We start from the raw sequence: 24,201 nt of genomic DNA, 5'->3' as shown, positions 1-24,201 counted from the left end.
ACCCTCCATTGTCCTACGCGGCCCTATCAAGGTCGGCGTAGGGGCCTGGTGAGGATTTGGCGTAGGGGCGCGCGGAGGCGGGGTAGCGGGTTTCGGTGTCGCCCGAGATGAGGTGCGGCAGAAGGTCCAGCAGCTCGCGGCGCGCGGCGGGGGCGAGGGCGCCCAGGGCGTGCGGGCCGGGATAGAAGCTTTCGCTCGGGATGCCTTCGGCGAAGACGATCTGGTGCCGCTCGAACAGGAGGTGCACGTAGGTCACTTCGCGTTTGCCATGGGCGATGCGCACGCCGCGGGTGCCGCGCGCCAGGTGCACCGCGCGCACCAGGTGGTCGGGGCCCATCAACATCGCGTGCTGGCGCGACACCAGGAGCGGCCGGTCATTTCCAAGCGCGCCTTCCCGGATCAGGACCGGGCGCAGCTTTTCGTTGCGGCGCAGCTCTTCCTCGCCCACGTGCCGGAAGCCGATCCAGAGCAGCGGCTGCGGGCCGTGGTCCAGCGTCGTGACCAGGTCGCCGGGCTTCAGCGTCTCGATCGGCACCGGGCCGCACGGCGTGGCGATGCGCGTGCCGGTGGCGAAACAGGCGACGCCGGTATTCTCGCTGGTGAAGGACGAACCGTCGGCCGAGGCCCCGGTGAAGGTCAGGCTGCCGCCGCCCATCGAGGTGTTGTCGGAGTAATCGACCCCGTCCACGCCGTCGTTGGACTGGTTCAGGATGCCGTCATCGGCCTGGTCGGCGTGCAGTTCCCAGATGTCGTCGTAGAAGGCCGAGAGGTCGATGAAGTCATTGTTGGTGCTGTCGCCGTCCGACAGAGTGCCGGTGTTGCCGGTGTTGAAATCGGTGATCGTGTCGTTGCCGTCGCCAGCCGCATAGACGAAGATATCGTCGCCGCTGCCGCCGGTCAGGCTGTCATTGCCGAGCCCCCCCACAAGGCTGTCATTGTCCGCCCCGCCGTCGAGCGTGTCGTTGCCGTCGCCCCCTTCCAGCGTGTCGTTGCCGTCGGTGGCGATGATGCTGTCGTCGCCCGCGCCTCCCACCAGGCTGTCGTCGCCTGCCGCGTTCATCAGCGTGTCGTTGCCGTCACCGCCGATCAGGGTGTCCCGGCCCAGGCCCGTCGTCAGGAAGTCGTCGCCCGCGCCGCCTTCGATATAGTCGTCGCCATCGCCGCCCGCGATCGTGTCGTTGCCGTCGCCGCCGTCGATGCTGTCCGCGCCAGCGCCGCCGTCCACCGAATCGGCGCCGGATCCGGTCACGACCGTGTCGTTGCCGTCGCCAGCGTCGATGAAGATGCCCTCGGTGTCGGACGACATGTCGATGGAATCGGCGCCACTTCCCGTGACGATGCGCTCGATTTCGAAGAAGGTGACATCGGTGTCGCTTCCGGTGGCGGTGCCCGCGCCATCCCCCGATCCGATGATCGTGTAGGCATCCGCGACGATGGCGACACCGTCGTAGTCGAGCCGCAGGATATCGCCTTCCCCGCCGTTGGCGGCATCCGTCAGATCCTCGCCGGTCTCGCCCCCGATGACCGTCGCCGCACCGCCCGTGCCTTCGGCGTCGTAAAGGAAGAACTCGTCGTCGCCGTCGCCGCCCGTCGCGGAATCCCCGGAGCCGAGGACCAGGTCGTCGTCACCTGCATCGCCGAACAGCGTGTCGTTCCCGCCGCCCATGCCACCGTAGAGCGTGTCGGCGCCGTCGCCGCCCAGGACGCTGTCCGACCCGCCGCTGCCGTCGACCAGATCGGCCCCGCTGCCACCCGCCACCGTGTCGTCGCCGAGACCACCGGACAGGCTGTCGTTGCCGAGCCCGCCGTCGATGCTGTCGGCGCCGTCGAGGCCGTCGATCGTATCGTCCGAGGCCGAGCCCAGGATCGTGTCGGCATTGGCGGTGCCTACGATCTGGTCCACGCCCAGCAGGGTGACATTGGTGAAGTCGAAATCGGCAAAGGCGTCCTGGGTGCCCAGGATATCGCCGCTGACGCCGCTGCCGTCGATGATCTCGAAGCCCTGCGCGTCCGAGAATGTGCCCTGGATCCGGTAGGTGCCCGCCCCGCTGTTCAGCACGATCCGGTCGGTGCCGGCCGTGCCGCTGTCGGTCAGGACGTTGCTCGAGGCGCCATCTCTGTCGTTGAGATAGATGGTGTCCGAGCCTTCGCCGGTCTCGACCGTGTCGTTTTCGGCGCCGGTATAGACTATGTCGTCGCCCGCACCGGTGTCGATCAGGTCGGCCCGATCCGACCCGATGATCGTGTCGTCGCCGTCGCCCGCGATGATGTCGATGCCCACATTGTCGGCCGAGGCGTCGACGCTGTCGTTCTGCGCCGTCAGGATCAGGCGCTCGATCCCGCTGAAGGCGATGGTGTTGGTGCCGTCGGTGATCGTCCCGGCCGCGTCACCGGTATAGGTCACCGTCACCGCCACGCTCAGCGCCGACAGGTCGACCGTGTCGAAATCGGTGGTCGCGCTGGCACCTTCGCCACCGAAGATGGTGTCGGTGCCGAAGCCGTCCTCGATGATGAAGGTGTCGGCGTCGTCGCCGCCCTCCATGCTGTCGTCGCCGAGCCCGCCCCGCAGGGTGTCGTCGCCCGTGCCGGAAAAGAGCAGGTCGGCGCCCTCGCCGCCATCGAGGGAGTCGTCGCCCCCGCCGCCCCAGATCGTGTCGTTCCCGTCGCCGCCCAGCAGCGTATCGGCGCCGTCGCTCCAGTCGCTCGTCACATCGCCCGACATGACCATCGCGTGACTGCCGGTCATGTCGGTGAAGGTGGCGCTGCCCGGATCGGCGACCCAGTTGGCGATCAGGTTCGGGTCAGAGGTGTCGGCGATCGGGCCTTCGGCGCTGTCAAGGATCTCGGCAGGCGTGCGGATATCGTCGTAAAGCCGGACACCGTAAATGGTGCCGACAAACGCCTGAGGCACGTCGAAGCCGCCTCCGACCGAGTCCTGCTCCTGCCCGACGGCGAAGGTGCCACCTTGGGTCAGTGTCTCGCCCGTGGCATGTGTCCCCGAGTAGATCTGGGTACCGCCCGCGTACAGGCGGATATCGCCGGTGGCGCTGTCCCAGGTGACGCCGATGGTCTGAGGGGTCCCGTCGAAATAGGGGGCCGTCGATACACCTGTATTAAGATCGATGTCTCGGATGCTGATCTTGAATTGTCCGCTAGCCGATTCGAGCGTGAACTCGTTGGCCAGGTTCCCAGGCCCCACCGCGTAGGAGGCCAGCGCGATATCGCCCGGCCCGGACGTGGTCGAGCTGAACGTGATCTCGTAGCTGAGCTGCGTCGTGGGGAAATCGGTGATGTTCGACGCGAGCCCCACGCCGTCGGTCCCGGTGGCGTTGAACGCCACGCCCGCCATGTCGCCCAGCAGCAAGTCGCCGTCCGCCCCGCCATCCAGGCTGTCATCGCCGGTGCCGCCGTAGAGCGTGTCGAAGCCCGCGCCGCCTTCCAGCGTGTCGTTGCCCGCGCTCGCCACCAGGCTGTCGTCGCCCGCCCCTCCCACAAGGCTGTCGTCGCCCGCCGAGTTCATCAGCGTGTCGTTGCCGTCGCCGCCGATCAGCGTGTCCTGGCCCTGGCCCGTGGTCAGCAGGTCGTCGCCCGCGCCGCCTTCGATGCTGTCGTTGCCGTCGCCGCCCCGCAGCGTGTCGCCGCCGTCGCCGCCGAGAAGCGTGTCGTTGCCCCCCAGACCGTCGATCTCGACACCGACCGTGGTGGCCGTGGCGTCGACGCTGTCGGCCTGCTGGGTGAGCGTGACCGCCTCGATACCGGTAAAGCTAAGCGTGTCGGTGGCGTCGGTGACCGAGCCTGCTTCGTTGGCCGAATAGATCAGCGCGACACCCGAAGCGGCCATTCCGCTGAAATCGATCCGGTCGCGGTCGAGCCCGGTGGTGACGCCTTCGCCGCCAAGGATGGTGTCCGCGCCGAAGCCGTCCAGGATCAGGAAGGTATCCGCGTCGTCGCCCCCGGTCAGGCGATCGCCCCCCTCGCGGCCCGCCAGCACATCGCTGCCCGCGCCGCCATCCAGCGTGTCGGCCCCGTCGCTGCCGATCAACGCGTCGTCGCCCGCCTCGCCGTAGAGCTGGGAGAAGTCGACCACGCCCGCCCGCTGCGACGCGTAGATCGTATCGTCGCCCGCACCGCCATAAAGTGTGTCCCTCGCGCCCGACCGGGCGAGGCCATCGCCCCAGATCTCGTCGTTTCCGTCACCGCCATAGATGAGATCGACGTCCCAGTTGCCCATCAGGGTGTCATTGCCGGCCCCGCCGAAAATGGTGTCGTTTTGCCCGCCGCCCAGGATCGAATCGTCCCCGTCGCCGCCGTCGATATCGATCCCGATTAGGTTGTCGGCGTCGCCGTCGAAGCTGTCCGCCTGGCCCGTCAGGACGAAGCGCTCAATCTCGCTGAAGGTGCCGGTGTCGGTGCTGTCGGTGAACGTGCCCGCCTCGTCGCCGGTATAGGTCACCGTGATCGACACGGTCAGCGCCGAAAGATCGACAGTGTCGGTGTCGACGCCGCCTGCGCCCCCGATGATCGTGTCCGCGCCAAAGCCGTCCGCGATCAGGAAGGTGTCCGCGTCGTCACCGCCATCCAGCAGATCCTCGCGCCTGCCGCCCGCAAGGGTGTCGTTGCCCGCCTCGCCATAGATCGTGTCGTCGCTGAATGACGCACCGCCGGTATCCACGATCAGGTCGTCACCGGCGCCGCCATAGATCGTGTCCGAGCGATTGCCGCCGTCCATGGTGTCGTTGCCGTCGCCGCCCGCGAGCAGGTCGCGTCCATCACCGCCGAAGATCCAGTCGCCGCCGACCCCGCCCTGGAGCGTGTCATCCCCGGTGCCGCCATCGAGCGAGTCGTCCCCGGTGCCGCCATCGAGGCTGTCCGCGCCCCCGCCACCGATCAGCGTGTCCTGCCCGGCGTTGCCGGTCAGCGTGTCGTCGTCGGCGCCGCCATCGATGAAGTCGTTTCCCGTCCCGCCACTGATCGTGTCCAAGCCCGCAGATCCGTAAAGCTCGTCATCGCCGCCGCCCCCGTCGACGCTGTCGTTGCCTGCTCCCGCCTGGAAGATCTCGACCCCGGCGCCGCCCAGCATGGTGTCGTTGCCGCCCCGGGCATTCACGTAGATCTCGCCAGCGGTGGTCGCCGTCGCGTCGATGAAATCGCCGTTGTCGTTCGTATAGACCTGTTCGAGGTTGGCGAAGGTTCCCGATCCGGTGCCCGCGCCCAGATATGTATAGCTGCCGCTGCCGTCGGTGGCGCCGAGGGTGACGGAAACGCCATCCGAGTTGTTCGACCACAATTCCAGGTAATCGCCCGAAGCGTCCTCGGATCCGCCGCCGCCGTCGATCGTGTCGTTCCCGTCATCTTGGTAGATGACAAAGGCGTCCTGGCCAGCGCCGCCGTCCATCAGGTCGTCGCCGCCGTCCCCCTGGAGGTAGTCGCGCACGCCGTCGCCGCCGATCAGGGTGTCGTTGCCGTCCCGGCCGCGCAGGGTGTCGCTGCCGTCGCCGCCTTCGATGCGGTTGTTGCCGGAATCGCCCGACAGCGAGTCGTCGAAGGATGAGCCCGTAAGGTTCTCGATGCTGCTGAACGCGTCGCCCGCCGCATCGCCGCCCGACGCGGTGTTCGTGCTGAGATCGACCGAGACCCCGGCGGCCGAGCCTTCGTAACTTGCGGTGTCGATGCCGCTGCCGCCCGACAGGGTATCGGCCCCGGCGCCGCCGATCAGCGAGTCGTTCCCGGCCTCGCCGCCTAGGGAGTCGGCGCCGGCACCGCCCAGCAGCGTGTCGTTGCCCGCACCGGCGAAGATCGTGTCGTTGCCGGCTTGACCGAATATCACGTCCGAGCCGTCGCCGCCGTAGAATTCCTCGTTATCCGCAGAGCCGGACAGCGTATCCTGCCCCTGGCTGGTGGAAATCAGATCGAAGAAGGAAAATTCGGTGCTGCCGCCGAGCGTCGCGTCGTAGCTGCCGGTCGCCGTTGCGTCGCCCACGGTGAAGGTCGTCGTGCCGTCCGACAGTCTGAGCTCGCCGGTGTCGAGATTCAGGTCGACGGAATAGCCCGTCGGAAGCTGCCCGAAATCCAGCTCGTGCCCGTCGGTCGACTCGGAAATGCCCGACCAAAAGGCCGGGCTGTTCCAGTTCGATGTCGTAACCGTGTAGGTGGCCAACGGACTGACCCTTTCAGCAGGATAATGCGTCAGTCAGACGACACTCGTTGGGCGAAAGATGGATCGAACCATGCTGGCAGTGCGGCGCTTAGCGTGAAATTCGCGGCATTTCCTTCCGTGGGCATTGATATCCTTGCGATTTCCAGGGGATGGGCGTTCGTGGGCTTTGGCTGTTGGGGCTGTTTGCGGGCCCGGTGTCGGCGTGGGCGTCCCTACGGATCCGGATCACGAAGGCAAGGCTTCCAAGCGACGATGCGCTCAAGTCCAGACCGGATTACTCGGCGGGGTTCTGCACGCAGACGGACCGAGATACCGAGACGCGGTTGCACGAGCTCCAAGAAATTGCGGCTCCCCAAGTCGGACCGGGGAGCCGCGGAAGGACAATCCAATGTGCTCAAATCGATGTGCTCAAATCACACCCGATTCTTACCAGACCCGGCACTGCGCGACTTGATGCCGCTCAATCCTTGCCGGAGTCGTGTTCACAATTCCGACACCGGTAGGTCTTCCGGTTGGGCCTGCTGAAGCCGAGTGCCGATGCCAGACGGGATGCCCCCCAATGTTCGGGCAGGATCGACAGCACCAGGGCGAAACACTGAGGCGAGATGGCACGCAAAACCAAAAAACACCCCGGACAGGACGGGTCCGAGGCGGACCAAGGCAATGGGACCGGAGACCTGGCGGCATCCCGGGCAGATGCCCGCGTGCCCGTCGTGGGGATCGGGGCACCGGCAGCGACTGATCCCTGGTCATCCGCGAGATCAAGGAAAGTGGCGGCATCGTCTTGGTCCAGGCGCCCGACGGGGCCCACGCTGACGGCATGCCACGGAGCGCGATCGCGACGGGGGCCGCGGATCACGTCACGCCGATCGCCAAGATGCCTGAGGCTGGCGTCGGGAAGGACGAGCCAGGATCTGGCTGCGATGGCCAGGCATGGCCTGCGCGCGCCCCTGAGCAGCGTCATCCGCAAGGCGCGCCGGGACGGTGAAATCTGCCGCGAAACCGCGCGACTGACCGAGGACGGGTGGGAAAAGATCATTGGCGTCGGACGCGACATGGATGCCTGTCACCGGGACGGCGCGCGCCACTTCCTGGGCATCCTGCACGATCTTACGGTGGATCGGATACGCCAGGCCGAATTGCAGCGCCCCCAGAAGATGGAACCTGTCGGGCAATTGCCGTACTTCTCGAAAAGCCAGGCCCTTGCCCCAGAATACGTGGATCGGAATACGCTGTTGAAGGCGATCCTTCCGCTTCTCAGCCGCACGCTTGGCATACAGGTCGATCTGGCGGACGACCTGGTCCCCACGATCACGGATGCCGGGCAGATCAAAAGCGCGATCCTGAACCTGGCGATCAACGCGCGCGACGCGATGAAACAGGACGGTCGAGATTTTCCTGCCTGCCGCCGTGGAATGTCCGGGGACTCGTCAGGGTGCGGCGGACGGCTCGGGTTCCGAGCCTGGCAGTGAGACCATCCTGGTCGTCGAGGATGACCTGAAGGTCCCGCGCCGGGCGACCGCGGGGCTGACAGAATTGGGCGACAACACCGTCACGGCGTCGTCCGGTCCCGGGGCCATTTCGGTCCTGACACAGCGCGCCGATATCGATCTGGTCCTGTCGGACGTGGTCATGCCCGGCGGCATGTCCGGATTCGAGGTCGCCAAGGCGGCGCATGGCTCAGGCCGGATATCAAGATCCTGCTGTCCACGGGATACGCCAAGGGCAGGGAAAACGACGGATCCCCGAAGACCGGACAAAAAGTGCTGCGCAAGCCCTATGGGCTGGCCGAACTCGCCCAGGCCCTGCGCGCCTTATTGTACTTGGGCGCTTTCGAAGCGTCCCGACGATGGCGGCCGTCACTTGGCTAGATCGCCGGAAGGCGGCTCGTTCCGGCCTGTCCCGATGAATGGCTGACAATGCGGACGGATTGACCGACACATCAGGGCCGCCGCGTCACCGCCCCGTACCAGGCGCTAGCGCATCAGGCGCAGGGCTGCATCCCGGGCGACGGGCAGGAACTTCGCTGCCGCGATTCCGGGCGAGCCGCCATCGGTATAGAACTTCAGGATCAGCGCTTCCTTCTGGGCTTCGGTCGTCTGCAGGCGCAGCCGGTTCCCGCGTCGATTGCGCCCGATGACCGTGGCGCGCACATCGCCCACGCCGTCCAGCGCGACCGTGCCGACCGTGCCCTGTGGCAGGGAAAGCTGCGACACGCGCAGGGTGTCCAGCGTCAGCCCCTCGACCATGACGTCGAACACGCCTTCGGGCGTGGTCAGCCGGGCGGGTTCGGGCCGGTCCGCCACGTGAACTTCCGAGCGCGGCAGCTCGACGAAGGCCAGGATCGTGGTCGCGAGCACGACCATGTTGTAGAGCGTCCAGAACAGCACGACCTGCTTGCCCTGTCCCGCATCGTTGAAGGCGAACCGGTCGGCGAAGATGCCGATCAGAAGCCCGCCCAGCGTCAGCGCGAAGAGCACTAGATAGGGCAGAAGAAGCCGCCACTGTACCACGATGCGGTCGCGCTGTCCGCCCTTGGCCGTGACCTGGAAGGGATGGCCGTGCGGCTTCAGAAGCCCGGTAAAGGCCGCTCGCGTGATCGGAAGGGCACCCAGGATCTGGCTGACATCGTTCAGCACGGGCACGACGAGGCCCCGCGCCACCAGACCCATCGCCAGCAGGATCCACAGGTAATAAACGCCGAAGAAGCTGATGACGTCGGCCACCGTGGCGTTCACGACCGTGATGTTGAAATACCAGTAGAGCAGGGGATAGATCAGCGTCGCCAGGCGGAACGGGAATGTCGTGGTCCAGTAGAGCACGGCGTCGATGATGCTCCAACGGTCGCGCAGGCGCAGGTTGTTGCGGGCGAAGGGGCCAACGCGGCTGCGGGCGATCTGCATCATGCCCAGGCACCAGCGGGCGCGTTGCGTGACGTATTCCTTCAGCCCTTCGGGCGCGAGGCCTTCGGTCAGCGGCTCGTTCAGATAGACCGTGTCCCAGCCGCCATCGCGCAGGACCAGAGTCATCATGAAATCCTCGGTCACGCTGTCCTCGGGAAAGCCACCGACGGCCCGCAACGCCGTCCAGCGGACCACGGACGACGTGCCGCAGCAAAACGCGATGCCCCAGGCATCGCGGGCGGGCTGCAGGTGGTCGAAGAACAGCCGCTGCTCGTCGGGATAGGACCGGTTGAGACCCAGGTTATGCTGGATCGGGTCGGCATTGAAGAAGTGCTGCGGTGTCTGGACTAGGCCCACGGACCGGGATTTGAACAGCGCCAGAGACCGGCTCAGGAAGCCGCGATGGGGCACGAAATCCGCGTCCAGGACCGCGACGAAATCCGGCGGCTGCGCATCACGCGACAGCGTGGCGATGGCGTGGTTGATGTTCCCGGCCTTCGACCCCTTGTTGTCGGGGCGGACCAGGTACCGCACGCCCTGGGCCGCGCAATAGTCCCGCAGCCAGTCGCGGCGCCCGTCATCCAGCACCAGGATCTGCTTGGCCGGATGGTTCAGCGCCTTGGCCCCGATGATCGTGCGCTCGAGCACGTCCAGCGTTTCGTTGTAGGTGGCGATCAGGACGGCGACCCGTGGGGGGGCGTAGGGCGCCCACCAGTCGAGCTTGGCCGTGGCCTCGCTGCTGCGCTGCTTGATCCGCGACAGGATGGCGAAGGAACTGAGCGAGCTTGCGATGGCCGCCGTCTCGATGGCCAGCAGCGACCAGCTGGCCAAGAAATCCCAGGTCAGGCCCAGCGGCGCGATGGTTACGGTCGCCCGCCACCACAGGTAGCGGCCCGCCAGAAGGGCCGCGACCGCGAAGACGGCCGTTCGGTGGGTGGTTTTGCTCTTGTCGAAGATGAAGGGCAGGGCCAGCGCGATGCCAAGCACCAGGGCGACGCGCGCCAGGCTGCTTTCGATCGCGCTCAGATAGACGATGTCGAGCATGTCAGTTCAGGAAGCTCCGCACCCAGTCAAGCGGACGGCTATCGAAGAACACGCGACCGGTTTGCCCCGCAGAACAGCGCAGGGCGGGATCGTTCCGAAGGCCCGGCACGAGCAAGGCGACATCGAAGCGCTCGAGATGCTTTTCAGACGGCGCGACGACCAGGTTGCGGTAGATCGTCTCGGCTCCGGACCCCGCCATGCGGGTGATCGTGCCGTCGAGCACCGTCTTCGAACCGTTCAGCCGGAAGCGTGCCGATTGCCCGACCGACAGGCGGGCGTAGATGTTGTCGGGCACCGACAGCGTGACCAGCGCGGAGCCGCACATCATCAGCTTGGCGATGTCCTGCCCGCGCTCGACGTGTTCGCCGTGATCGGCGAGAACTTCCCACAGCACACCTTCGACGGGGGCGTTCAGGGGCTGGCTGGTCTGCGCGCCCAGGCGGGCCGTTTCCGTCGCGATCCGCTGGTCGAGGGCGGCAAGGCGCTGCTCGGCGCGGGTCATGTCGGCGTCCGCGACGCTGGCCGGATCTTCGTCGAGTTCCAGACCAGTGCTGGGGTCGTTGCTGGCCACGGCGAACGGCATCGCCGACGAAATCTTCTGCGCATTGCGAATGGTGACCAGGCGCTGAAGATCGGCGGCGGCGAAGGCGCGTTCCATCCGCAGGTCGTCGGCGCGGGTCATCTGCGGCAGGGTCGCGCTCAGCGTGCCGATCTGTTCCTCGGCTCCGATATGCGAGCCGAAGGCGCGGAACGGCATATCGAGCGTGCCGGCCTGCGTGGCGCGCACCGTGCTGAGCCGCGCGTTGACCACGGCGTCCGAGCTGACGCCTGAAATCTGCTCACCGATGATGACCCACAGGGACACGACGACGATGGTGGAGCCGAGAAGAAGTTTGCCAAAACGCATGGCACGAGCCTTTTATGAAGAGTTGGAACCGGTTGGACAACGCGCCGAATCGGTGGGGTCTGGACAGCACCCTTTCACCGTGAAATGCGGCGAAATGATGGTGAAGTCCATGTCCTTTACAGGCTGCAATCGCTTCGGGCGAAATGCAAAGGCGGCCCCTTGAAAACAGGGCGCGCGCGGTGGCTTTCAGGGCCCCGGTCCCACCTGGAATCTGGCAAAGAACGGGCCCTGGTCAAAGGGCCGTGCTGGCGACGAGGTCCTCGATCGACAGGCTGCTCTTGCGCCCCCTGAGCTTCACCTTGCCGCGCTCCATGACGATGAACGTATCGCCCAGGTCATGGGCAAAGCTCAGGAACTGCTCGACAAGGATGATCGCGATGGTTCCGCGCGCTTTCAGGATGCGAATGGTCTGTGCGATCTGCTGAATGACGTTGGGCTGGATGCCCTCGGTCGGCTCGTCGAGTAGCAGCACCTTCGGGTCCGAGACCAGCGCGCGGGCGATGGCAAGCTGTTGTTGCTGGCCGCCCGACAGGTCGCCGCCGCGTCGGTTCAGGAATGTCTTGAGGATGGGAAAAAGCTCGAAGATCTCGTCGTTCACCTGGCGTTTGGATTTCGGCAGGCAGGCGAAGCCGGTTTCCAGGTTTTCGCGCACGGTCAGGAACGGGAAAATCTCGCGGCCCTGGGGCACGTAGGCCACGCCGCGCCTGGCCAGGTCGAAGGCTTTCAGTCGCCCGATCGGCTGGCCGTCCAGCACATAATCGCCGTCCGACCGGGGATGGGTGCCCGACAGAGCCTTCAACAGCGATGTCTTGCCGACCCCGTTGGTGCCCGTGATGCAGGTCACCTCGCCGCGTACCGCCGACAGGTCGATGCCGTTCAGGATCTGGCTGCCGCCGTAGTGCAGCGTGAGCCCCCGGACGCTCAGGAAATCATCGGCCAAGATACACCTCGATCACGTCCTTGTTCCCGGTCACATGGTCCAGCGACCCTTCGGCCAGGACCGAGCCTTCGTGCAGCACGGTCACCTTGCAGTCGAGCTTGCGCACGAAATCCATGTCATGCTCGACCACAACCACCGCCCGGTCCCGTGCCGCATCGCGCAGGATGCGGGTCGTCTTCTCGCGCTCGGCGGTGGTCATCCCGGCGGCGGGCTCGTCCACCAGCAGCAGCTTCGGCTCTTGCGCCAGCAGCATCCCGATCTCGAGCCATTGCTTCTGGCCGTGCGACAGCTCGCCGGATTTGCGCCCGAGCTCCGCGCTCAGACCGATCACCTCGGCCAGTTCCTTGATCCGCGCGTAATCGACGGATGCGGGCTTGAAGGTCAGCACCGAGAAGGGCGTGCGCGGCTTGCTGAGCGCCATCATCAGGTTGTCCTGGACCGACTGATCCTCGAACACGGTCGGTCTTTGGAACTTGCGCCCGACGCCCGCGACGGCGATGGCGCTTTCGGATTTGCCCAGAAGCGACACCGGCGGCTCGCCCCACAGGATGCGGCCCTCGTCCGGCCGGGTCTTGCCGGTGACGACATCCATGAAGGTCGTCTTGCCCGCACCGTTCGGGCCGATGACGGCGCGCAGTTCCGATTTGCCGATGCTGAAGGACAGGTTGTTGAGCGCCTTGAAGCCGTCGAAACTGACCGACACGCCCGAGACTTCCAGAAGCGCGCTCATCGGTCCGCCTCTTCTTCGCGCAGCGCGCCTTCGCCAGGGCCCAGGTCCTTGCCGTGCCGGTCGGGTCTGCGCCGTTCGGCCAGCAGGTCGATCAGCCCGCCGATCCCCTTGGGCGCGAACAGCGTGACGGCGACGAAGGACAGGCCCAGAAGCACCGTCCACCAGTTGACCCACTGCACCCGGTAGGACCCGATCCAGAGATCGGGCGCCTGCCCGCCGGTGAACCAGGTGGACAAAAGCGACACGAAGGCCGCCCCGATCACCGCGCCGTAAAGGCGGCCACGCCCGCCGATGGCGACCCAGACAGCCAGGTAGATCGACGCGATGGGCGCAAGCTCGGCCGGGTTGATGATGCCGGCCTGCGGGTAATAAAGCGCGCCCGCGATCCCGGCGATGACCGCCGACAGGGTGAAGATGAACAGTTTGAACGCCTCGACCGGGTAGCCCAGGAAGCGCACGCGCGCCTCGTCGTCGCGGATGCCGCGCAGCACCGAGCCGAACTTGCCGGACACGACCCAGGTCGCCAGCACGTAGCCCAGCCCGAGCGCCAGCGCCGAGCCCCAGAAGAACCACAGCGACACGGTGGCCTGGCCCACGCGCTCGAGCCCCGGCAGGTTCTGCAGGCCCGACAGACCGTTGTTGCCCCGCAGACCGCTGTCGTTCTGGAAGAGGTAGAGCGCCAGCGCCAGCGTCATCGCCTGCGTCAGGATCGACAGGTAAACGCCCGTCACACGGCTGCGGAACGCCAGCCAGCCGAAGACCAGCGCCAGCAGTCCCGGCGCGAGCACGACGGCGGCCAGTTGCAGGGGCAGGGAGTGCGCGAAGGCCCAGATGGGCGGGAATTCGGACGCGCCGACGACGCCGAAGATCTGCGACGCGATCCCGTCCGAGATCTCTTGCGGCGTGGGGGGCAGGGGGGCCGCGGCCAGGCTGTCGACGACGATCAGTCGCGTCCGCTCGTACATCAGCCACATGCCGATGGCGTAGCCGCCCAGCCCGAAGAACGCCATGTGCCCCAGCGACAGGATCCCGCAATACCCCCAGACCAGATCCATCGCCAGCGCGACCAGGCACAGGCACAGCGTCTTGCCCAGCGTCTTGACGAAGCTCGTGGAGATGACGCCGATGCCGAAGCCTTCGGACAGGATGGTGACACCCAGCGTGAAGAGCGCAAGGCAGGCCAGGAACACCAGCGTCGCGGGATAGCGCAGCACCAGCGGGCGGGAGCGCAGGGATCCTGCGGTCAGGTCGGCCATGCTATGCCTCCGCCGCGCGCCCGCGCAGCGCGACGATGCCGCGCGGCCGGAACTGGATGAACAGGATGATGAACAGGATCATGTAGGTCTGGGCGGCCAGCGTGTTGGACGGGTTCAGCCACTCGATCCCCTTTTGCAGGGTGCCCACCATCGTGGCGCCCAGCAGCGTGCCCCAGATGCTGCCGACGCCGCCCACGACCACGGTCATGAAGCTTTGCACGATGTAGTCGGCGCCCATCTCGCTGGTGACCTTGGCGTAAAGCCCGATGGCCACGCCCGCGATCCCGGCGATGCCCGAGCCGAAGCCGAAGGTCAGCATGTTGATGCGGTCCGGGTTGATCCCCATGGACGCCGCCATGCGCGGGTTCTGGGTGACGGCGCGCACTTCCAGTCCCAGCCGCGTGCGGTTCATCACGAACAAGAACAGCGCCAGGAACACCAGCGCGAGGATGAAGATCGCGATGCGGATGTAGCTGATCGACACGATGTCGTTGATCGCCAGCGATCCGTCCAGCCAGTCGGGCGAGGTCAGGGGCCGCGCCTGGGTGCCGAAGATGTTCTTGGCGATCTGTTGCAGCGCGATCGAGATGCCGAAGGTCGCCAGCAGCGTTTCCAGCGGGCGGTGATAGAGCCAGCGGATCACCAGCCGCTCCATCGCGACGCCCGCCGCGAAGGTGATCGCGAAGGCCAGCGGCAGCGCGACCAGGATCGACAATGTGTAGTCGGGGACGATCTGCTGGACCACGTAGCCCGTATAGGCGCCCATCATGATGAATTCGCCATGGGCCATGTTGATGACGCCCATGACGCCGAAGGTGATCGCCAGCCCGATGGCCGCCAGGAAATAGATCGACGCCAAAGACAGCGCGTCGAGGGCCAGGTCCGCCGCCTGGTTCAAAGCGACGGTGTTCTCGATGCTGGTCAGGACCGCCGCGGCTGCGATGGCGACGGCGGGCGACGCGGCGGTGTAGCGTTCGTAGAAGGTGAAGCCGTCCAGCGCGGCAGTGATCTCGGCTGAGGTGGCGACGGGTTCGACCGCGCCGGTCTCGGCCAGTGCCGCATAGGCCATTTCGCGCGCGGCTTCGGTGTCCAGCGTCGCGACCTCGATCCCGGCGACCGCGCCACCGTCGATATGCGACACCAGGGCGGCGCGCTGCGCGTCGCGCGAGATGCGCGGCTTGGCCAGGCCCTTGTCGACCAGGATCGCGTAGGCGTCGGCCTCGGGCAGGCGGTCGCTGCCGGGGCGCAGGCGGCCGACGATGGCCTCGCCTTCGGGCATCACCGTGGCGACGTCGATGACCGTCGCGGCCAGCGGGTTGAGCGCCGCGCGCACGTCGACGGCCAGGTCCCCGTGGAAGCTGTCGATGGCGGCGATGCGCTCGGCGTCGTCTTCGGCGAAGCGGATGGTCAGCAGGCGCTCGAGCCGCGCAATGCGGTCGGCCAGGCGCGGGTTGTCCTCGGTCGCCGCGGCCTCGCGCAGCGCCACCAGGTGCGAGGCCTCGGCGTCCCGCTCGATCGCGTTCAGCGCGCGGGCGCGGATGGCGGGCGACGGGTCCGACAGCTGGAACCGGACCAGCGCGGCCCCGATCATGGCGCGGATGCCGCTATTGGGTTTCAGCTGCGTGTAATCGTCATCGGGGCGCGTGCCGATTTCCGCGCCATCGGCGAAGTCGAAGGCGCGGATCGTGTCGCGGTCGATTTCCTCGGCCCAGACGAACAGACCGCTCGCCTCGTCCCGCCACATCTCTTTCGCGCGCCATTTCTCAAGGACGGTCTGCGCCGCTGGCAGGCCGGACGTGGCCAGCGCGTCGATGGCGGGCCCGATCGTCAGGCGCGAGGAGTCGGCGATGATCTGGCCATGCTCTTGCAAGACCCGCTGGATCGGGGCGTCGGCGTCCTGCGCGGTCGCGGGCGCCGCCACCAGCGTGACGGCCAGGGCGAGTATCTTCCAAAGATGACGTGTCATTCCGGCCCCCAACCAAGGATCCCGGGGGCGCCGTGGCCCCCGGGACAGATCGCTCAGTAGTTCGACTTGATCTGCACGCAGGACTCGGTTTCGGTGTTGTACATCCCGCAGTCGAGCGCGGCCCAGTCGGACGTCAGCACGGCCGATTCGGGCAGGTAGTCGGTCCAGGCGTCGCCCGGCACTTCCTCGGTCTGGCTGATGATGTCGAACTGGCCGTCTTCCTGGATCTCGCCGATTAGGACCGGCTTCGACAGGTGGTGGTTGGGCAGCATCACGGCCGTGCCGCCGGTCAGGTTCGGGAATTCCTGCCCGTACATCGCCTCGCGCACCGCATCCACGTCGGTGGTGCCTGCCTGCTCGACCGCGTTCACCCACATGTTGAAGCCGATGTAATGGGCCTCCATCGGGTCGTTGGTCACGCGGTCCTCGCCCATGCGCTCTTTCCACGCCGCGACCCATTCCGCGTTGGCGTCGGTGTCGGCGGACTGGAAGTAGTTCCACGCCGCCAGGTGGCCGACCAGGTTCGACGTGTCCAGACCCGACAGCTCTTCCTCGCCGACCGAGAAGGCGACGACAGGGATGTCATCGGCCGAGATCCCGGCGGCGGCGAGCTCCTTGTAGAAGCCCACATTCGCGTCGCCGTTGATGGTCGAGATCACGCCGACCTTCTTGCCGTCCGCGCCCAGGGCCACCACGTCGGACACGATCTTCGACCAGTCCGAATGGCCGAACGGCGTGTAGTTGACGAAGATGTCGCTGTCGTCGATGCCCTTTTGCTGAAGGTAGCTTTCCAGGATGTTGTTGGTGGTGCGGGGATAGACGTAGTCGGTTCCGAGCAGGGCGAATTTCTCGACGCCGAGCTCTTCCAGGAAATAGTCGGTGGCCGGGATCGCCTGCTGGTTGGGCGCGGCGCCGGTGTAGAAGACGTTCTTCGACGATTCCTCGCCCTCGTACTGGACGGGATAGAACAGAAGGCCGTTCAGCTCTTCGAGCACCGGCAGGACGGATTTGCGCGACACGCTGGTCCAGTTGCCGAAGATCACGTCGACTTCGTGCACGGTCAGAAGCTCGCGCGCCTTTTCCGCGAAAAGCGGCCAGTCCGAGGCCGGATCGACCACGACTGCTTCCAGGTCACAGCCCAGCAGACCGCCATCGGCGTTCTGCTGTTCGATCAGCATCTCCATCGTGTCCTTCAGGGTCGTCTCCGAGATCGCCATCGTTCCGGAAAGTGAGTGAAGCACGCCGACCTTGATCGGGCAGTCTTGCGCCATCGCGGGCAGCACGGACGCGGCCAGAATGGCGGCGGAACTCAGAAGTGTCTTCGGCATCGCAGTAATCCTTTCGGCACCGCGCGGGGAATATTGCGTTCGAAGGATCGGTCCTTCATATGCGCCCCCACGCAATATGATTGCGGAGCGCGGTGGTGTTCGGGATTGCAAGGCCAGCACCACCGCGCGTTCTTCGAGATGCTCAGATCCCGCAACAGTGGTTCCATTAGAACGGCTGAAAGCGCGAGGCAGGGGGCACGGAAGTGCGGCCCGCCGCCTGCGAACAGTGAAAAATTATGCGCGGCACCTTCCATTCGCCTGAAATTTGGGCGCTGGGCGGTCACTTGCCGGTGCGTGTCTAACTTTCGAGAAGGTATCCGGCGCAGGACGTGATTTCGAGCCTGGCGCGGCGCTGGGCCCATTGCGCGTGGTCGGCCCGGGTGGCGAAGCTGGCCTGCGCCAGCAGCGCGGCGTGGGCGGCCTTGGCCCGGATCCGCAGGTCCAGCGCATCGCGTTGCCGCCCGGCGGGAACGGTGGCGTCCAGAAGCGACAGGAAATGCCTGCGCCGATCTTCGATCCGCGCCGATCCCGCATCGCGCATGAGCCAGGCGTGTTCGAGCTCGGCCGAAAGACGTCCCGCGCAGGTGGCGAAGGCCGCCATCAGGGGGCGGTCCCCGGCAATGGCCGGGCCTGACAGGAAACACAGCACGAGAAGAAGAGGTTTCAGACCGCTCATAAATTTATCAATTACGGATGGGGCATGACGACCACGATCTTGGCGGATCCGGTGCTAAGGCGAGGTTAATGGGCGTCCCGCTGTTCGCGAGTCTTTCCCGTAACGGCAGGAAATACCATGGAATCCCGTCGGTTTGCACTTTTTATGCGCATATGCGGTATTGACTGCATCCCATTTGGGCAGATGCGCGCAATCACGCTGATCGCCAGCCATGCGCGATAGCTACCTCGACACGGCCATGCTGAAACGGGCGGGTCGGACTTTGGGGGCGACGCTGCGTATGACCCACGCATTCTTGGCATCGAGCAAGGCGACGGCCGCTCCGCGATCGCTGGGCGCGCTGAAGCTGTCGACCAAGCGCGTGGGCGAGCGTTCGGCCATCGACCGGTTCAGGACGTCCGGATCCACGAAGGTCGCCTTCCCCCGACGCGCCGATGCCGTGGAGGCCATCGTGCTGAACACCGCGGGCGGATTGACCGGCGGGGATCGCTTCGAGTTGAGCGCGCAAGCGGGGCCGGGCAGCCACCTGGTGGTGACGACGCAGGCGGCCGAGCGGGCCTATCGCAGCCAGTCCGGGGTCGCCCGCATCCGCACGCACCTGTCCGTGGCCGATGGCGCGGTGCTGCATTGGTTGCCGCAAGAGCTGATCGTGTTCGACGGCGCGTCCATCGATCGCCAGCTCGACGTCGATCTGGATCCGGGCGCGACCTTGGTGCTGGTCGAATCCATGGTCTTCGGGCGCCGCGCCATGGGCGAAACCGTTACCCAGGGACGGGTGCGCGACACGATCGCCATCCGCCGGAACGACGCGCCGATTTACTGGGATCGCGTGGATCTCGGCGGCAACATCGCCGAGCGACTGGCCCGCCCCGCGCTCGGGGCCGGACTGGGCGCGCTGGCCACCGTGCTGTGCTGTGGCCCCCACGCCGAAGCCTGTCTGCCCCGAATCCGCGCGCTTCTGCCCGAGACGGGCGGTGCCAGCCTGGTGGCGGACGACGTTCTGAGCATCCGGCTGCTTGCCGAGGACTCGTTTCTTCTGCGCCGCGCACTGGTCCCGGTTCTTGAAGTCCTGACCGCGACACACTTGCCCAAATCCTGGAGCCTTTGACGTCATGCAACTTACGCCACGCGAGAAAGACAAGCTGCTGGTCGCCATGGCCGCCGAGGTCGCGCGCAAGCGCTTGGCCCGCGGCGTGAAGCTGAACTATCCCGAAGCCATTGCGCTGATCACGGACACGGTGGTCGAAGGGGCGCGGGACGGACGCTCGGTCGCCGACATGATGGAAGCGGGCGCCGAGGTCATCGGCCGCCATCAATGCATGGAGGGCATCCCGGAAATGGTGCAAGAGGTCCAAGTCGAGGCCACGTTTCCGGACGGCACCAAGCTTGTCACCGTTCACAACCCGATCAGATAGGAGTTCCGCGATGATCCCCGGCGAATATTTCGTGGCCCAGGGCACGATCGAGCTGAACAGCGACAAGACGGCGATCACGCTTATGGTCGCCAATACCGGCGACCGACCCGTGCAGGTCGGCTCGCACTACCATTTCGGCGAGGCGAACGCGGCGCTCGACTTCGACAGGGACGCCGCGCGCGGCATGCGGCTGGACATCGCGGCAGGCACCGCGGTGCGCTTCGAGCCGGGCCAAAGGCGCGAGGTCGCGTTGATCCCCATCGGCGGCGCGCGCCGGATCTTCGGGTTCAACCAGCAGATCATGGGAGAGCTCTGAGATGGCGCGCGTTCCGACGATCATGGATTACTGGGCGAATGGCCTGCAGGTCGCCATGGTCATGGCCGAGGCGCAGGGCGTGATCGCCATGCGGCTGATGGGAATGGCGGGGATCTGGTCGGTCACCAAGACCGAAAACCGGCGCATGGTCTCGGAGAAGGCGCATGCCATGACCAAGGCGGTGGGCGACGCGAGCGTCAAGATGCTCCAGGGTGCGGCCCCCGACGCGGTCGCCGCGGCGGCAATCCGCCCCATCCGCCGCGCCACGCGCGCCAATGCGCGGCGCCTGACGAAACGCGGTTTCAAGAAGGGCTGACCCATGCCGGCAAGGATCTCCCGCGCGGATTACGCCGCGATGTTCGGCCCCACCACGGGTGACCGGGTGCGGCTGGCCGATACCGACCTGATCATCGAGGTCGAGCGCGACCTGACCGCCGAGGCGGCAGGCGCGGCGACGTCCCAAGGCCGCGGCGGCAACGCGCTGCTTTACGGCGAAGAGGTCAAGTTCGGCGGCGGCAAGGTGATCCGCGACGGGATGGGCCAAAGCCAGGCGACCCGCGCGGAAGGTGCGGTCGATACCGTCATCACCAACGCGCTGATCGTGGACGCGACGGGCATCTACAAGGCCGATATCGGCCTTCGGGACGGGCGGATCGCGAAGATCGGCAAGGCCGGCAACCCCGACACGCAGCCGGGCGTGAACATCATCGTGGGCCCCGGGACCGAGGCCATCGCGGGCGAGGGCAAGATCGTCACGGCGGGCGGCTTCGACAGCCACATCCACTTCATCTGCCCCCAGCAGATCGAGGACGCGCTGCATTCCGGCCTGACCACCATGCTGGGCGGCGGCACCGGCCCCGCCCATGGCACGCTGGCCACCACCTGCACGCCGGGGCCCTGGCATATCGGGCGCATGCTGCAATCCGCCGACGCCTTCCCCATGAACCTGGCCTTCGCGGGCAAGGGCAACGCGTCGCTGCCCGCTGCCCTCGAGGAACAGATCAGGGCGGGGGCCTGCGCGCTGAAGCTGCACGAGGATTGGGGCACGACGCCGGGCGCCATCGACTGCTGCTTGTCGGTGGCCGACGCGTGGGACGTGCAGGTGATGATCCACACCGACACGCTGAACGAGTCCGGCTTCGTCGAGAACACCATCGCTGCCATCAAAGGCCGCACGATCCACGCCTTCCACACCGAAGGCGCGGGCGGCGGGCACGCGCCGGATATCATCAAGATCTGCGGCGAGGCGCATGTGCTGCCGTCGTCGACCAACCCGACGCGGCCCTTCACGGTCAACACCGTGGACGAGCACCTGGACATGCTGATGGTCTGCCATCACCTGGACAAGTCGATCCCCGAGGACGTTGCCTTTGCCGAAAGTCGCATCCGGCGCGAAACCATCGCCGCCGAAGACATCCTGCACGACATGGGCGCGTTCTCGATCATCGCGTCCGACAGTCAGGCCATGGGCCGCGTGGGCGAGGTCATCATCCGCACCTGGCAGACCGCCGACAAGATGAAGAAGCAGCGCGGCCGCCTGCCCGAAGAGACCGGCGACAACGACAATTTCCGCGTCCGCCGCTATATCGCGAAATACACGATCAACCCCGCCATCGCTCACGGGATTTCGGCGCATATCGGCAGCATCGAGGAAGGCAAGCGCGCCGACCTGGTGCTGTGGAACCCCGCCTTCTTCGGCGTGAAGCCCGAAATGGTGCTGATGGGCGGCAGCATCGTCTGCGCACAGATGGGCGATCCGAACGCGTCGATCCCGACGCCGCAGCCGGTCTATACCCGGCCGATGTTCGGCGCCTTCGGGCGCGCGCTGGAAGCCAGTGCCGTGACCTTCGTGTCCGGGGCCGCCCAGGCCGACGGGATCGGCGAGCGGCTGGGGCTGGCCAAGACGACCCTGCCGGTGGCCAACACGCGCGGCATCGGCAAGAAGGACCTGGTGCTGAACGACGCCACGCCGAAGGTCGAGGTGAACCCCGAAACCTACGAGGTGCGCGCCGACGGCGAGCTTCTGACCTGCCAGCCCGCAACCGAGCTGCCCATGGCGCAGCGCTATTTCCTGTTCTGACGCCCCATGACCGATCTGCCACTGGCTCAGACCCTTCACACGGCAGGCACCTGGACGGGCCGGGCCGCTGACTGCGTGCTGCGCTACGAGGACCGGTTCTTCCGCCGACGCAAGCTCAGCGCCGAGGATGGACTGTCCTTCGTCGCCGATTTCGAGCGGACCGTGTCGCTTGGCCACGGCGATGCACTGGAACTGGGCGACGGGCGGCTTGTCCGGATCGTCGCCGCCCCCGAGGACCTGCTGGCCGTCACGGGGCCGGACCTGCCGCGCCTGGCCTGGCATATCGGGAACCGCCACACGCCCTGCCAGATCGAGCCGAGCCGGGTGCTGATCCAGAACGATCCGGTCATCGCGCATATGTTGGCCCATCTCGGGGCGACGACGGTTCCGGTCCGCGAGCCGTTCACCCCCGAAGGCGGCGCCTATGGCCACGGGCGCACCCATGCGCACGCGCACGGACACACGGCCCATGCCGATGGCCATTGACGCGAAGCTGCTGACGCTGACGCAATGGATGTCGCCCGCCTTTCCGACCGGTGCATTCGCCTTTTCGCACGGGCTCGAGGCGGCCATTCACGACGGCTGGATCGCCGACGCGCAAGGGCTGGAAGAGTGGTTGCGCGATTGCCTGACCGATGGCACGGGGCGCAGCGACGCCATCTTCCTGCGGCTGGCCTTCGCGGCGCCGGATCCGCGTGAGCTCGACGCGCAGGCCCGCGCCTTCGCGACAGCCTGCGAGCGGGTGCGCGAGGCCGACCGCCAGGGCGCTGCCTTCGTGCGCACGGCCAACGCGGTCTGGGATCTTGCGCTTCCGGACCTTCTTCTGCCCATAGCGCTGGGCCACGCGGCGCGGCGCGTCGGTCTGGACGTTGAAGCGACCGTCGGGCTTTATCTGCAGGCCATGGTGACGAACCTGGTCTCGGCGGCGCTGCGTCTCAGCCCGCTGGGGCAAACCGCCGGTCAGCGGGTGGTCTTGAACCTGCAGGACACCTGCATGAGCGTCGCGAATGAGACGCGCGGCGCGACGCTGGACGATCTTGTCGGCAACGCGTTCCTGTCCGACATCGCCGCCATGCGCCACGAAACCCAGCAACCGAGGCTTTTTCAATCATGACGACACTGAATGGCCCCCTGCGGATCGGGATCGGCGGTCCGGTCGGCGCGGGCAAGACGACGCTGACCGCGCGCCTGGCAGAGCTGATGAAGGACGCCTACTCGATCGGGGTCATCACCAACGACATCTACACCCAGGAAGACGCCGAAGCCCTGATGCGGATGCAGATCCTGCCGGGCGACCGGATCATCGGGGTCGAAACCGGCGGCTGTCCCCATACCGCCATCCGCGAAGACGCGTCGATCAACCTGGCCGCGGTGGCCGAGATGCGGGCGCGGCATCCCGAGGTCGAGATCGTCCTGATCGAATCCGGCGGGGACAACCTATCGGCGACGTTCAGCCCCGAATTGGCGGATCTGACGATCTATGTCATCGACGTGGCCGCGGGCGAAGAGATCCCGCGCAAAGGCGGGCCCGCCATCACCCGGTCCGACATTTTGGTGGTGAACAAGACCGACCTTGCGCCGCATGTGGGCGCATCGCTCGAGGTCATGGAGCGCGACGCCGCCAGGATGCGGGGCGAGCGGCCGGTGATCTTCACCTCGCTGAGGACCGGCGACGGATCGGACCGCGTGCTGTCCTGCGTGAGACACTTGTCGGGCATCTGAGCGGCCGTCGCGCAAGGCGGGGGCGACGATTGCGCGGGCGGCCGTCAATGGGACGGTGCCAGGCCGTGGCGCAGGTTGTGAAACTTCTCGCCCTGCACCGCGACATGGGCGCGGACCATGTCGGCGGCCTGCCGCGGATCGCCCGCGCGCAACGATTTCACGATGGCTTCATGCTCGGCCATGGACTGGGCAAGCCTGCCGCGCAGGCGCAGTTGCAGCCGACGAAACGGCGTCAGTCGGCGCTGCAAACGGCGACATTCCTTTTCCAGGAACCGATTTCCCGATTGGCGGTACAGGATCGCGTGGAAGCGTTCATTCTCGCGGTAATAGCCGTCCGAATCGCGGTTTTCCATGGCGCGGCGGCAGCGCTCGTTGGCGGCGGCAAGCTCGTCCAGCGCGTCTTCGGTGATCCGGGTCGCGGCCAGACGGGCGCAGGCGGCTTCCAACTCGGCCATGACCTCGAACATCTCGACCAGCTCGATCGGTCCGGGCTGGCGCACGAAGACGCCGCGACGGGGGATCTGCTGGACCAGCCCCGACTGTGCCAGCCGCTGGAACGCTTCGCGCAGGGGTGTGCGCGATACCGCGAATCGCTGGGCCAGCTGGACCTCGTCCAGCCGCTCGCCATCCGCGAATGTGCCATCCAGGATCAGCCCTTCCAGCGTCTCGGCGATGGTGTCGGAAAGCTTTACTTCCATGGTCCGGGAGCCACTCGCACAGGCTGGGAAAAACAAGTTTGTCGACTTCTTGCCGACAAGACA

The 24,201-nt window shown here is 66.6% G+C and carries 21 protein-coding genes; 11 read left to right on the top strand and 10 right to left on the bottom strand.

Translation table 11 applies throughout. The features are described 5' to 3' along the window. Positions 1-13: 13 nt before the first annotated feature. A complete protein-coding gene (locus ILP92_RS13645; protein WP_198916969.1) occupies positions 14-6,157 on the bottom strand; it encodes a Hint domain-containing protein in 6,144 nt (2,047 codons plus the stop codon). A 745-nt stretch (positions 6,158-6,902) separates the two neighbouring features. Here ILP92_RS13645 and ILP92_RS18885 point away from each other — a divergent pair. Genes ILP92_RS18885 through ILP92_RS18880 form a run of 3 tightly spaced genes read left to right on the top strand, consistent with a single transcriptional unit; the run spans position 6,903 to position 8,074 of the window. Further along, on the top strand, positions 6,903-7,145 hold the full coding sequence (locus tag ILP92_RS18885; protein WP_368667893.1) for a chemotaxis protein CheB: 243 nt from the start codon (positions 6,903-6,905) through the stop codon (positions 7,143-7,145). Continuing rightward, a complete protein-coding gene (locus tag ILP92_RS13635; RefSeq protein WP_198916967.1) occupies positions 7,081-7,629 on the top strand; it encodes a nitrogen regulation protein NR(II) in 549 nt (182 codons plus the stop codon). The genes ILP92_RS18885 and ILP92_RS13635 overlap by 65 nt, the downstream gene beginning before the upstream one ends. After that, the gene (locus ILP92_RS18880; RefSeq protein ID WP_198916966.1) at positions 7,568-8,074 is read left to right on the top strand and encodes a response regulator; all 507 of its coding nucleotides are present in this window, start codon (positions 7,568-7,570) and stop codon (positions 8,072-8,074) included. The genes ILP92_RS13635 and ILP92_RS18880 overlap by 62 nt, the downstream gene beginning before the upstream one ends. A 59-nt stretch (positions 8,075-8,133) precedes the next feature. Here the strand turns inward: ILP92_RS18880 and ILP92_RS13625 are convergent, their stop codons facing one another. From ILP92_RS13625 to ILP92_RS13590, 8 genes are all read right to left on the bottom strand, one after another. Then, positions 8,134-10,104 (bottom strand): glycosyltransferase, encoded by a 1,971-nt coding sequence (locus ILP92_RS13625; RefSeq protein WP_198916965.1) that lies wholly within the window; start codon positions 10,102-10,104, stop codon positions 8,134-8,136. 1 nt (position 10,105) lies between these two features. Next, the gene (locus ILP92_RS13620) at positions 10,106-11,011 is read right to left on the bottom strand and encodes an HlyD family secretion protein (RefSeq protein ID WP_198916964.1); all 906 of its coding nucleotides are present in this window, start codon (positions 11,009-11,011) and stop codon (positions 10,106-10,108) included. A gap of 232 nt (positions 11,012-11,243) precedes the next feature. Beyond that, a complete protein-coding gene (gene urtE / locus ILP92_RS13615) occupies positions 11,244-11,951 on the bottom strand; it encodes an urea ABC transporter ATP-binding subunit UrtE (protein ID WP_198916963.1) in 708 nt (235 codons plus the stop codon). After that, positions 11,941-12,681 carry an urea ABC transporter ATP-binding protein UrtD gene (gene urtD, locus ILP92_RS13610; protein ID WP_198916962.1) on the bottom strand — a complete coding sequence of 247 codons (741 nt, stop codon included), beginning with the start codon at positions 12,679-12,681 and terminating at the stop codon, positions 11,941-11,943. Before urtD ends, urtE begins: the two co-directional genes overlap by 11 nt. Then, on the bottom strand, positions 12,678-13,937 hold the full coding sequence (gene urtC, locus ILP92_RS13605) for an urea ABC transporter permease subunit UrtC (protein WP_198916961.1): 1,260 nt from the start codon (positions 13,935-13,937) through the stop codon (positions 12,678-12,680). The genes urtD and urtC overlap by 4 nt, the downstream gene beginning before the upstream one ends. A 1-nt stretch (position 13,938) precedes the next feature. Next, a complete protein-coding gene (gene urtB, locus ILP92_RS13600; protein WP_198916960.1) occupies positions 13,939-15,903 on the bottom strand; it encodes an urea ABC transporter permease subunit UrtB in 1,965 nt (654 codons plus the stop codon). A gap of 53 nt (positions 15,904-15,956) precedes the next feature. Further along, positions 15,957-17,231, bottom strand: coding sequence for an urea ABC transporter substrate-binding protein (gene urtA / locus ILP92_RS13595; RefSeq protein WP_198916959.1), 1,275 nt, complete (start codon positions 17,229-17,231; stop codon positions 15,957-15,959). A gap of 298 nt (positions 17,232-17,529) precedes the next feature. Continuing rightward, a complete protein-coding gene (locus ILP92_RS13590) occupies positions 17,530-17,907 on the bottom strand; it encodes a type 1 glutamine amidotransferase family protein (RefSeq protein WP_198916958.1) in 378 nt (125 codons plus the stop codon). Between the two features lie 211 nt (positions 17,908-18,118). Here ILP92_RS13590 and ILP92_RS13585 point away from each other — a divergent pair, with 211 nt between their 5' ends. Genes ILP92_RS13585 through ureG form a run of 8 tightly spaced genes read left to right on the top strand, consistent with a single transcriptional unit; the run spans position 18,119 to position 23,440 of the window. Continuing rightward, on the top strand, positions 18,119-19,015 hold the full coding sequence (locus ILP92_RS13585; RefSeq protein WP_235971411.1) for an urease accessory protein UreD: 897 nt from the start codon (positions 18,119-18,121) through the stop codon (positions 19,013-19,015). A 4-nt stretch (positions 19,016-19,019) separates the two neighbouring features. Next, positions 19,020-19,322: an urease subunit gamma gene (locus tag ILP92_RS13580; RefSeq protein WP_198916957.1), complete on the top strand. Its 303-nt coding sequence runs from the start codon at positions 19,020-19,022 to the stop codon at positions 19,320-19,322. 10 nt (positions 19,323-19,332) lie between these two features. Next, positions 19,333-19,638 (top strand): urease subunit beta, encoded by a 306-nt coding sequence (locus ILP92_RS13575; RefSeq protein WP_198916956.1) that lies wholly within the window; start codon positions 19,333-19,335, stop codon positions 19,636-19,638. Position 19,639: 1 nt separating this feature from the next. Next, positions 19,640-19,954 carry an antifreeze protein gene (locus tag ILP92_RS13570; RefSeq protein WP_198916955.1) on the top strand — a complete coding sequence of 105 codons (315 nt, stop codon included), beginning with the start codon at positions 19,640-19,642 and terminating at the stop codon, positions 19,952-19,954. A 3-nt stretch (positions 19,955-19,957) separates the two neighbouring features. Further along, complete coding sequence (ureC, locus tag ILP92_RS13565; RefSeq protein WP_198916954.1) at positions 19,958-21,718, top strand: urease subunit alpha; 1,761 nt, start codon at positions 19,958-19,960, stop codon at positions 21,716-21,718. A gap of 6 nt (positions 21,719-21,724) precedes the next feature. Continuing rightward, on the top strand, positions 21,725-22,204 hold the full coding sequence (locus tag ILP92_RS13560; RefSeq protein WP_198916953.1) for an urease accessory protein UreE: 480 nt from the start codon (positions 21,725-21,727) through the stop codon (positions 22,202-22,204). Then, positions 22,188-22,832, top strand: coding sequence for an urease accessory protein UreF (locus ILP92_RS13555; protein WP_368667889.1), 645 nt, complete (start codon positions 22,188-22,190; stop codon positions 22,830-22,832). The genes ILP92_RS13560 and ILP92_RS13555 overlap by 17 nt, the downstream gene beginning before the upstream one ends. Continuing rightward, the gene (gene ureG / locus ILP92_RS13550; RefSeq protein ID WP_198916952.1) at positions 22,829-23,440 is read left to right on the top strand and encodes an urease accessory protein UreG; all 612 of its coding nucleotides are present in this window, start codon (positions 22,829-22,831) and stop codon (positions 23,438-23,440) included. The genes ILP92_RS13555 and ureG overlap by 4 nt, the downstream gene beginning before the upstream one ends. A gap of 44 nt (positions 23,441-23,484) precedes the next feature. Here ureG and ILP92_RS13545 read toward each other — a convergent pair whose 3' ends face one another. After that, positions 23,485-24,138 (bottom strand): GntR family transcriptional regulator, encoded by a 654-nt coding sequence (locus ILP92_RS13545; protein ID WP_198916951.1) that lies wholly within the window; start codon positions 24,136-24,138, stop codon positions 23,485-23,487. Between the last annotated feature and the right edge of the window lie 63 nt (positions 24,139-24,201).

This window comes from Palleronia pontilimi, assembly GCF_016412875.1.
GTDB lineage: Bacteria > Pseudomonadota > Alphaproteobacteria > Rhodobacterales > Rhodobacteraceae > Palleronia > Palleronia pontilimi.
The sequence above is the reverse complement of the archived record's forward strand: the minus strand, read 5'-3'. Positions and strand labels throughout refer to the sequence as shown.

Bases quoted from the DNA above. Each gene is read 5' to 3' on its own strand.
- urtC (WP_198916961.1), bottom strand. From the start codon at position 13,937: ATGGCCGACCTGACCGCAGGATCCCTGCGCTCCCGCCCGCTGGTGCTG.
- ureG (WP_198916952.1), top strand. From the start codon at position 22,829: ATGACGACACTGAATGGCCCCCTGCGGATCGGGATCGGCGGTCCGGTC.
- ILP92_RS13555 (WP_368667889.1), top strand. From the start codon at position 22,188: ATGCCGATGGCCATTGACGCGAAGCTGCTGACGCTGACGCAATGGATG.
- ILP92_RS13575 (WP_198916956.1), top strand. From the start codon at position 19,333: ATGATCCCCGGCGAATATTTCGTGGCCCAGGGCACGATCGAGCTGAAC.
- ILP92_RS13560 (WP_198916953.1), top strand. From the start codon at position 21,725: ATGACCGATCTGCCACTGGCTCAGACCCTTCACACGGCAGGCACCTGG.
- ILP92_RS13590 (WP_198916958.1), bottom strand. From the start codon at position 17,907: ATGAGCGGTCTGAAACCTCTTCTTCTCGTGCTGTGTTTCCTGTCAGGC.
- ILP92_RS13545 (WP_198916951.1), bottom strand. From the start codon at position 24,138: ATGGAAGTAAAGCTTTCCGACACCATCGCCGAGACGCTGGAAGGGCTG.
- urtD (WP_198916962.1), bottom strand. From the start codon at position 12,681: ATGAGCGCGCTTCTGGAAGTCTCGGGCGTGTCGGTCAGTTTCGACGGC.
- ILP92_RS13635 (WP_198916967.1), top strand. From the start codon at position 7,081: ATGGCCAGGCATGGCCTGCGCGCGCCCCTGAGCAGCGTCATCCGCAAG.
- urtB (WP_198916960.1), bottom strand. From the start codon at position 15,903: ATGACACGTCATCTTTGGAAGATACTCGCCCTGGCCGTCACGCTGGTG.
- ILP92_RS13620 (WP_198916964.1), bottom strand. From the start codon at position 11,011: ATGCGTTTTGGCAAACTTCTTCTCGGCTCCACCATCGTCGTCGTGTCC.
- ureC (WP_198916954.1), top strand. From the start codon at position 19,958: ATGCCGGCAAGGATCTCCCGCGCGGATTACGCCGCGATGTTCGGCCCC.
- ILP92_RS13585 (WP_235971411.1), top strand. From the start codon at position 18,119: ATGCGCGATAGCTACCTCGACACGGCCATGCTGAAACGGGCGGGTCGG.
- urtA (WP_198916959.1), bottom strand. From the start codon at position 17,231: ATGCCGAAGACACTTCTGAGTTCCGCCGCCATTCTGGCCGCGTCCGTG.
- ILP92_RS13625 (WP_198916965.1), bottom strand. From the start codon at position 10,104: ATGCTCGACATCGTCTATCTGAGCGCGATCGAAAGCAGCCTGGCGCGC.
- ILP92_RS13580 (WP_198916957.1), top strand. From the start codon at position 19,020: ATGCAACTTACGCCACGCGAGAAAGACAAGCTGCTGGTCGCCATGGCC.
- ILP92_RS13570 (WP_198916955.1), top strand. From the start codon at position 19,640: ATGGCGCGCGTTCCGACGATCATGGATTACTGGGCGAATGGCCTGCAG.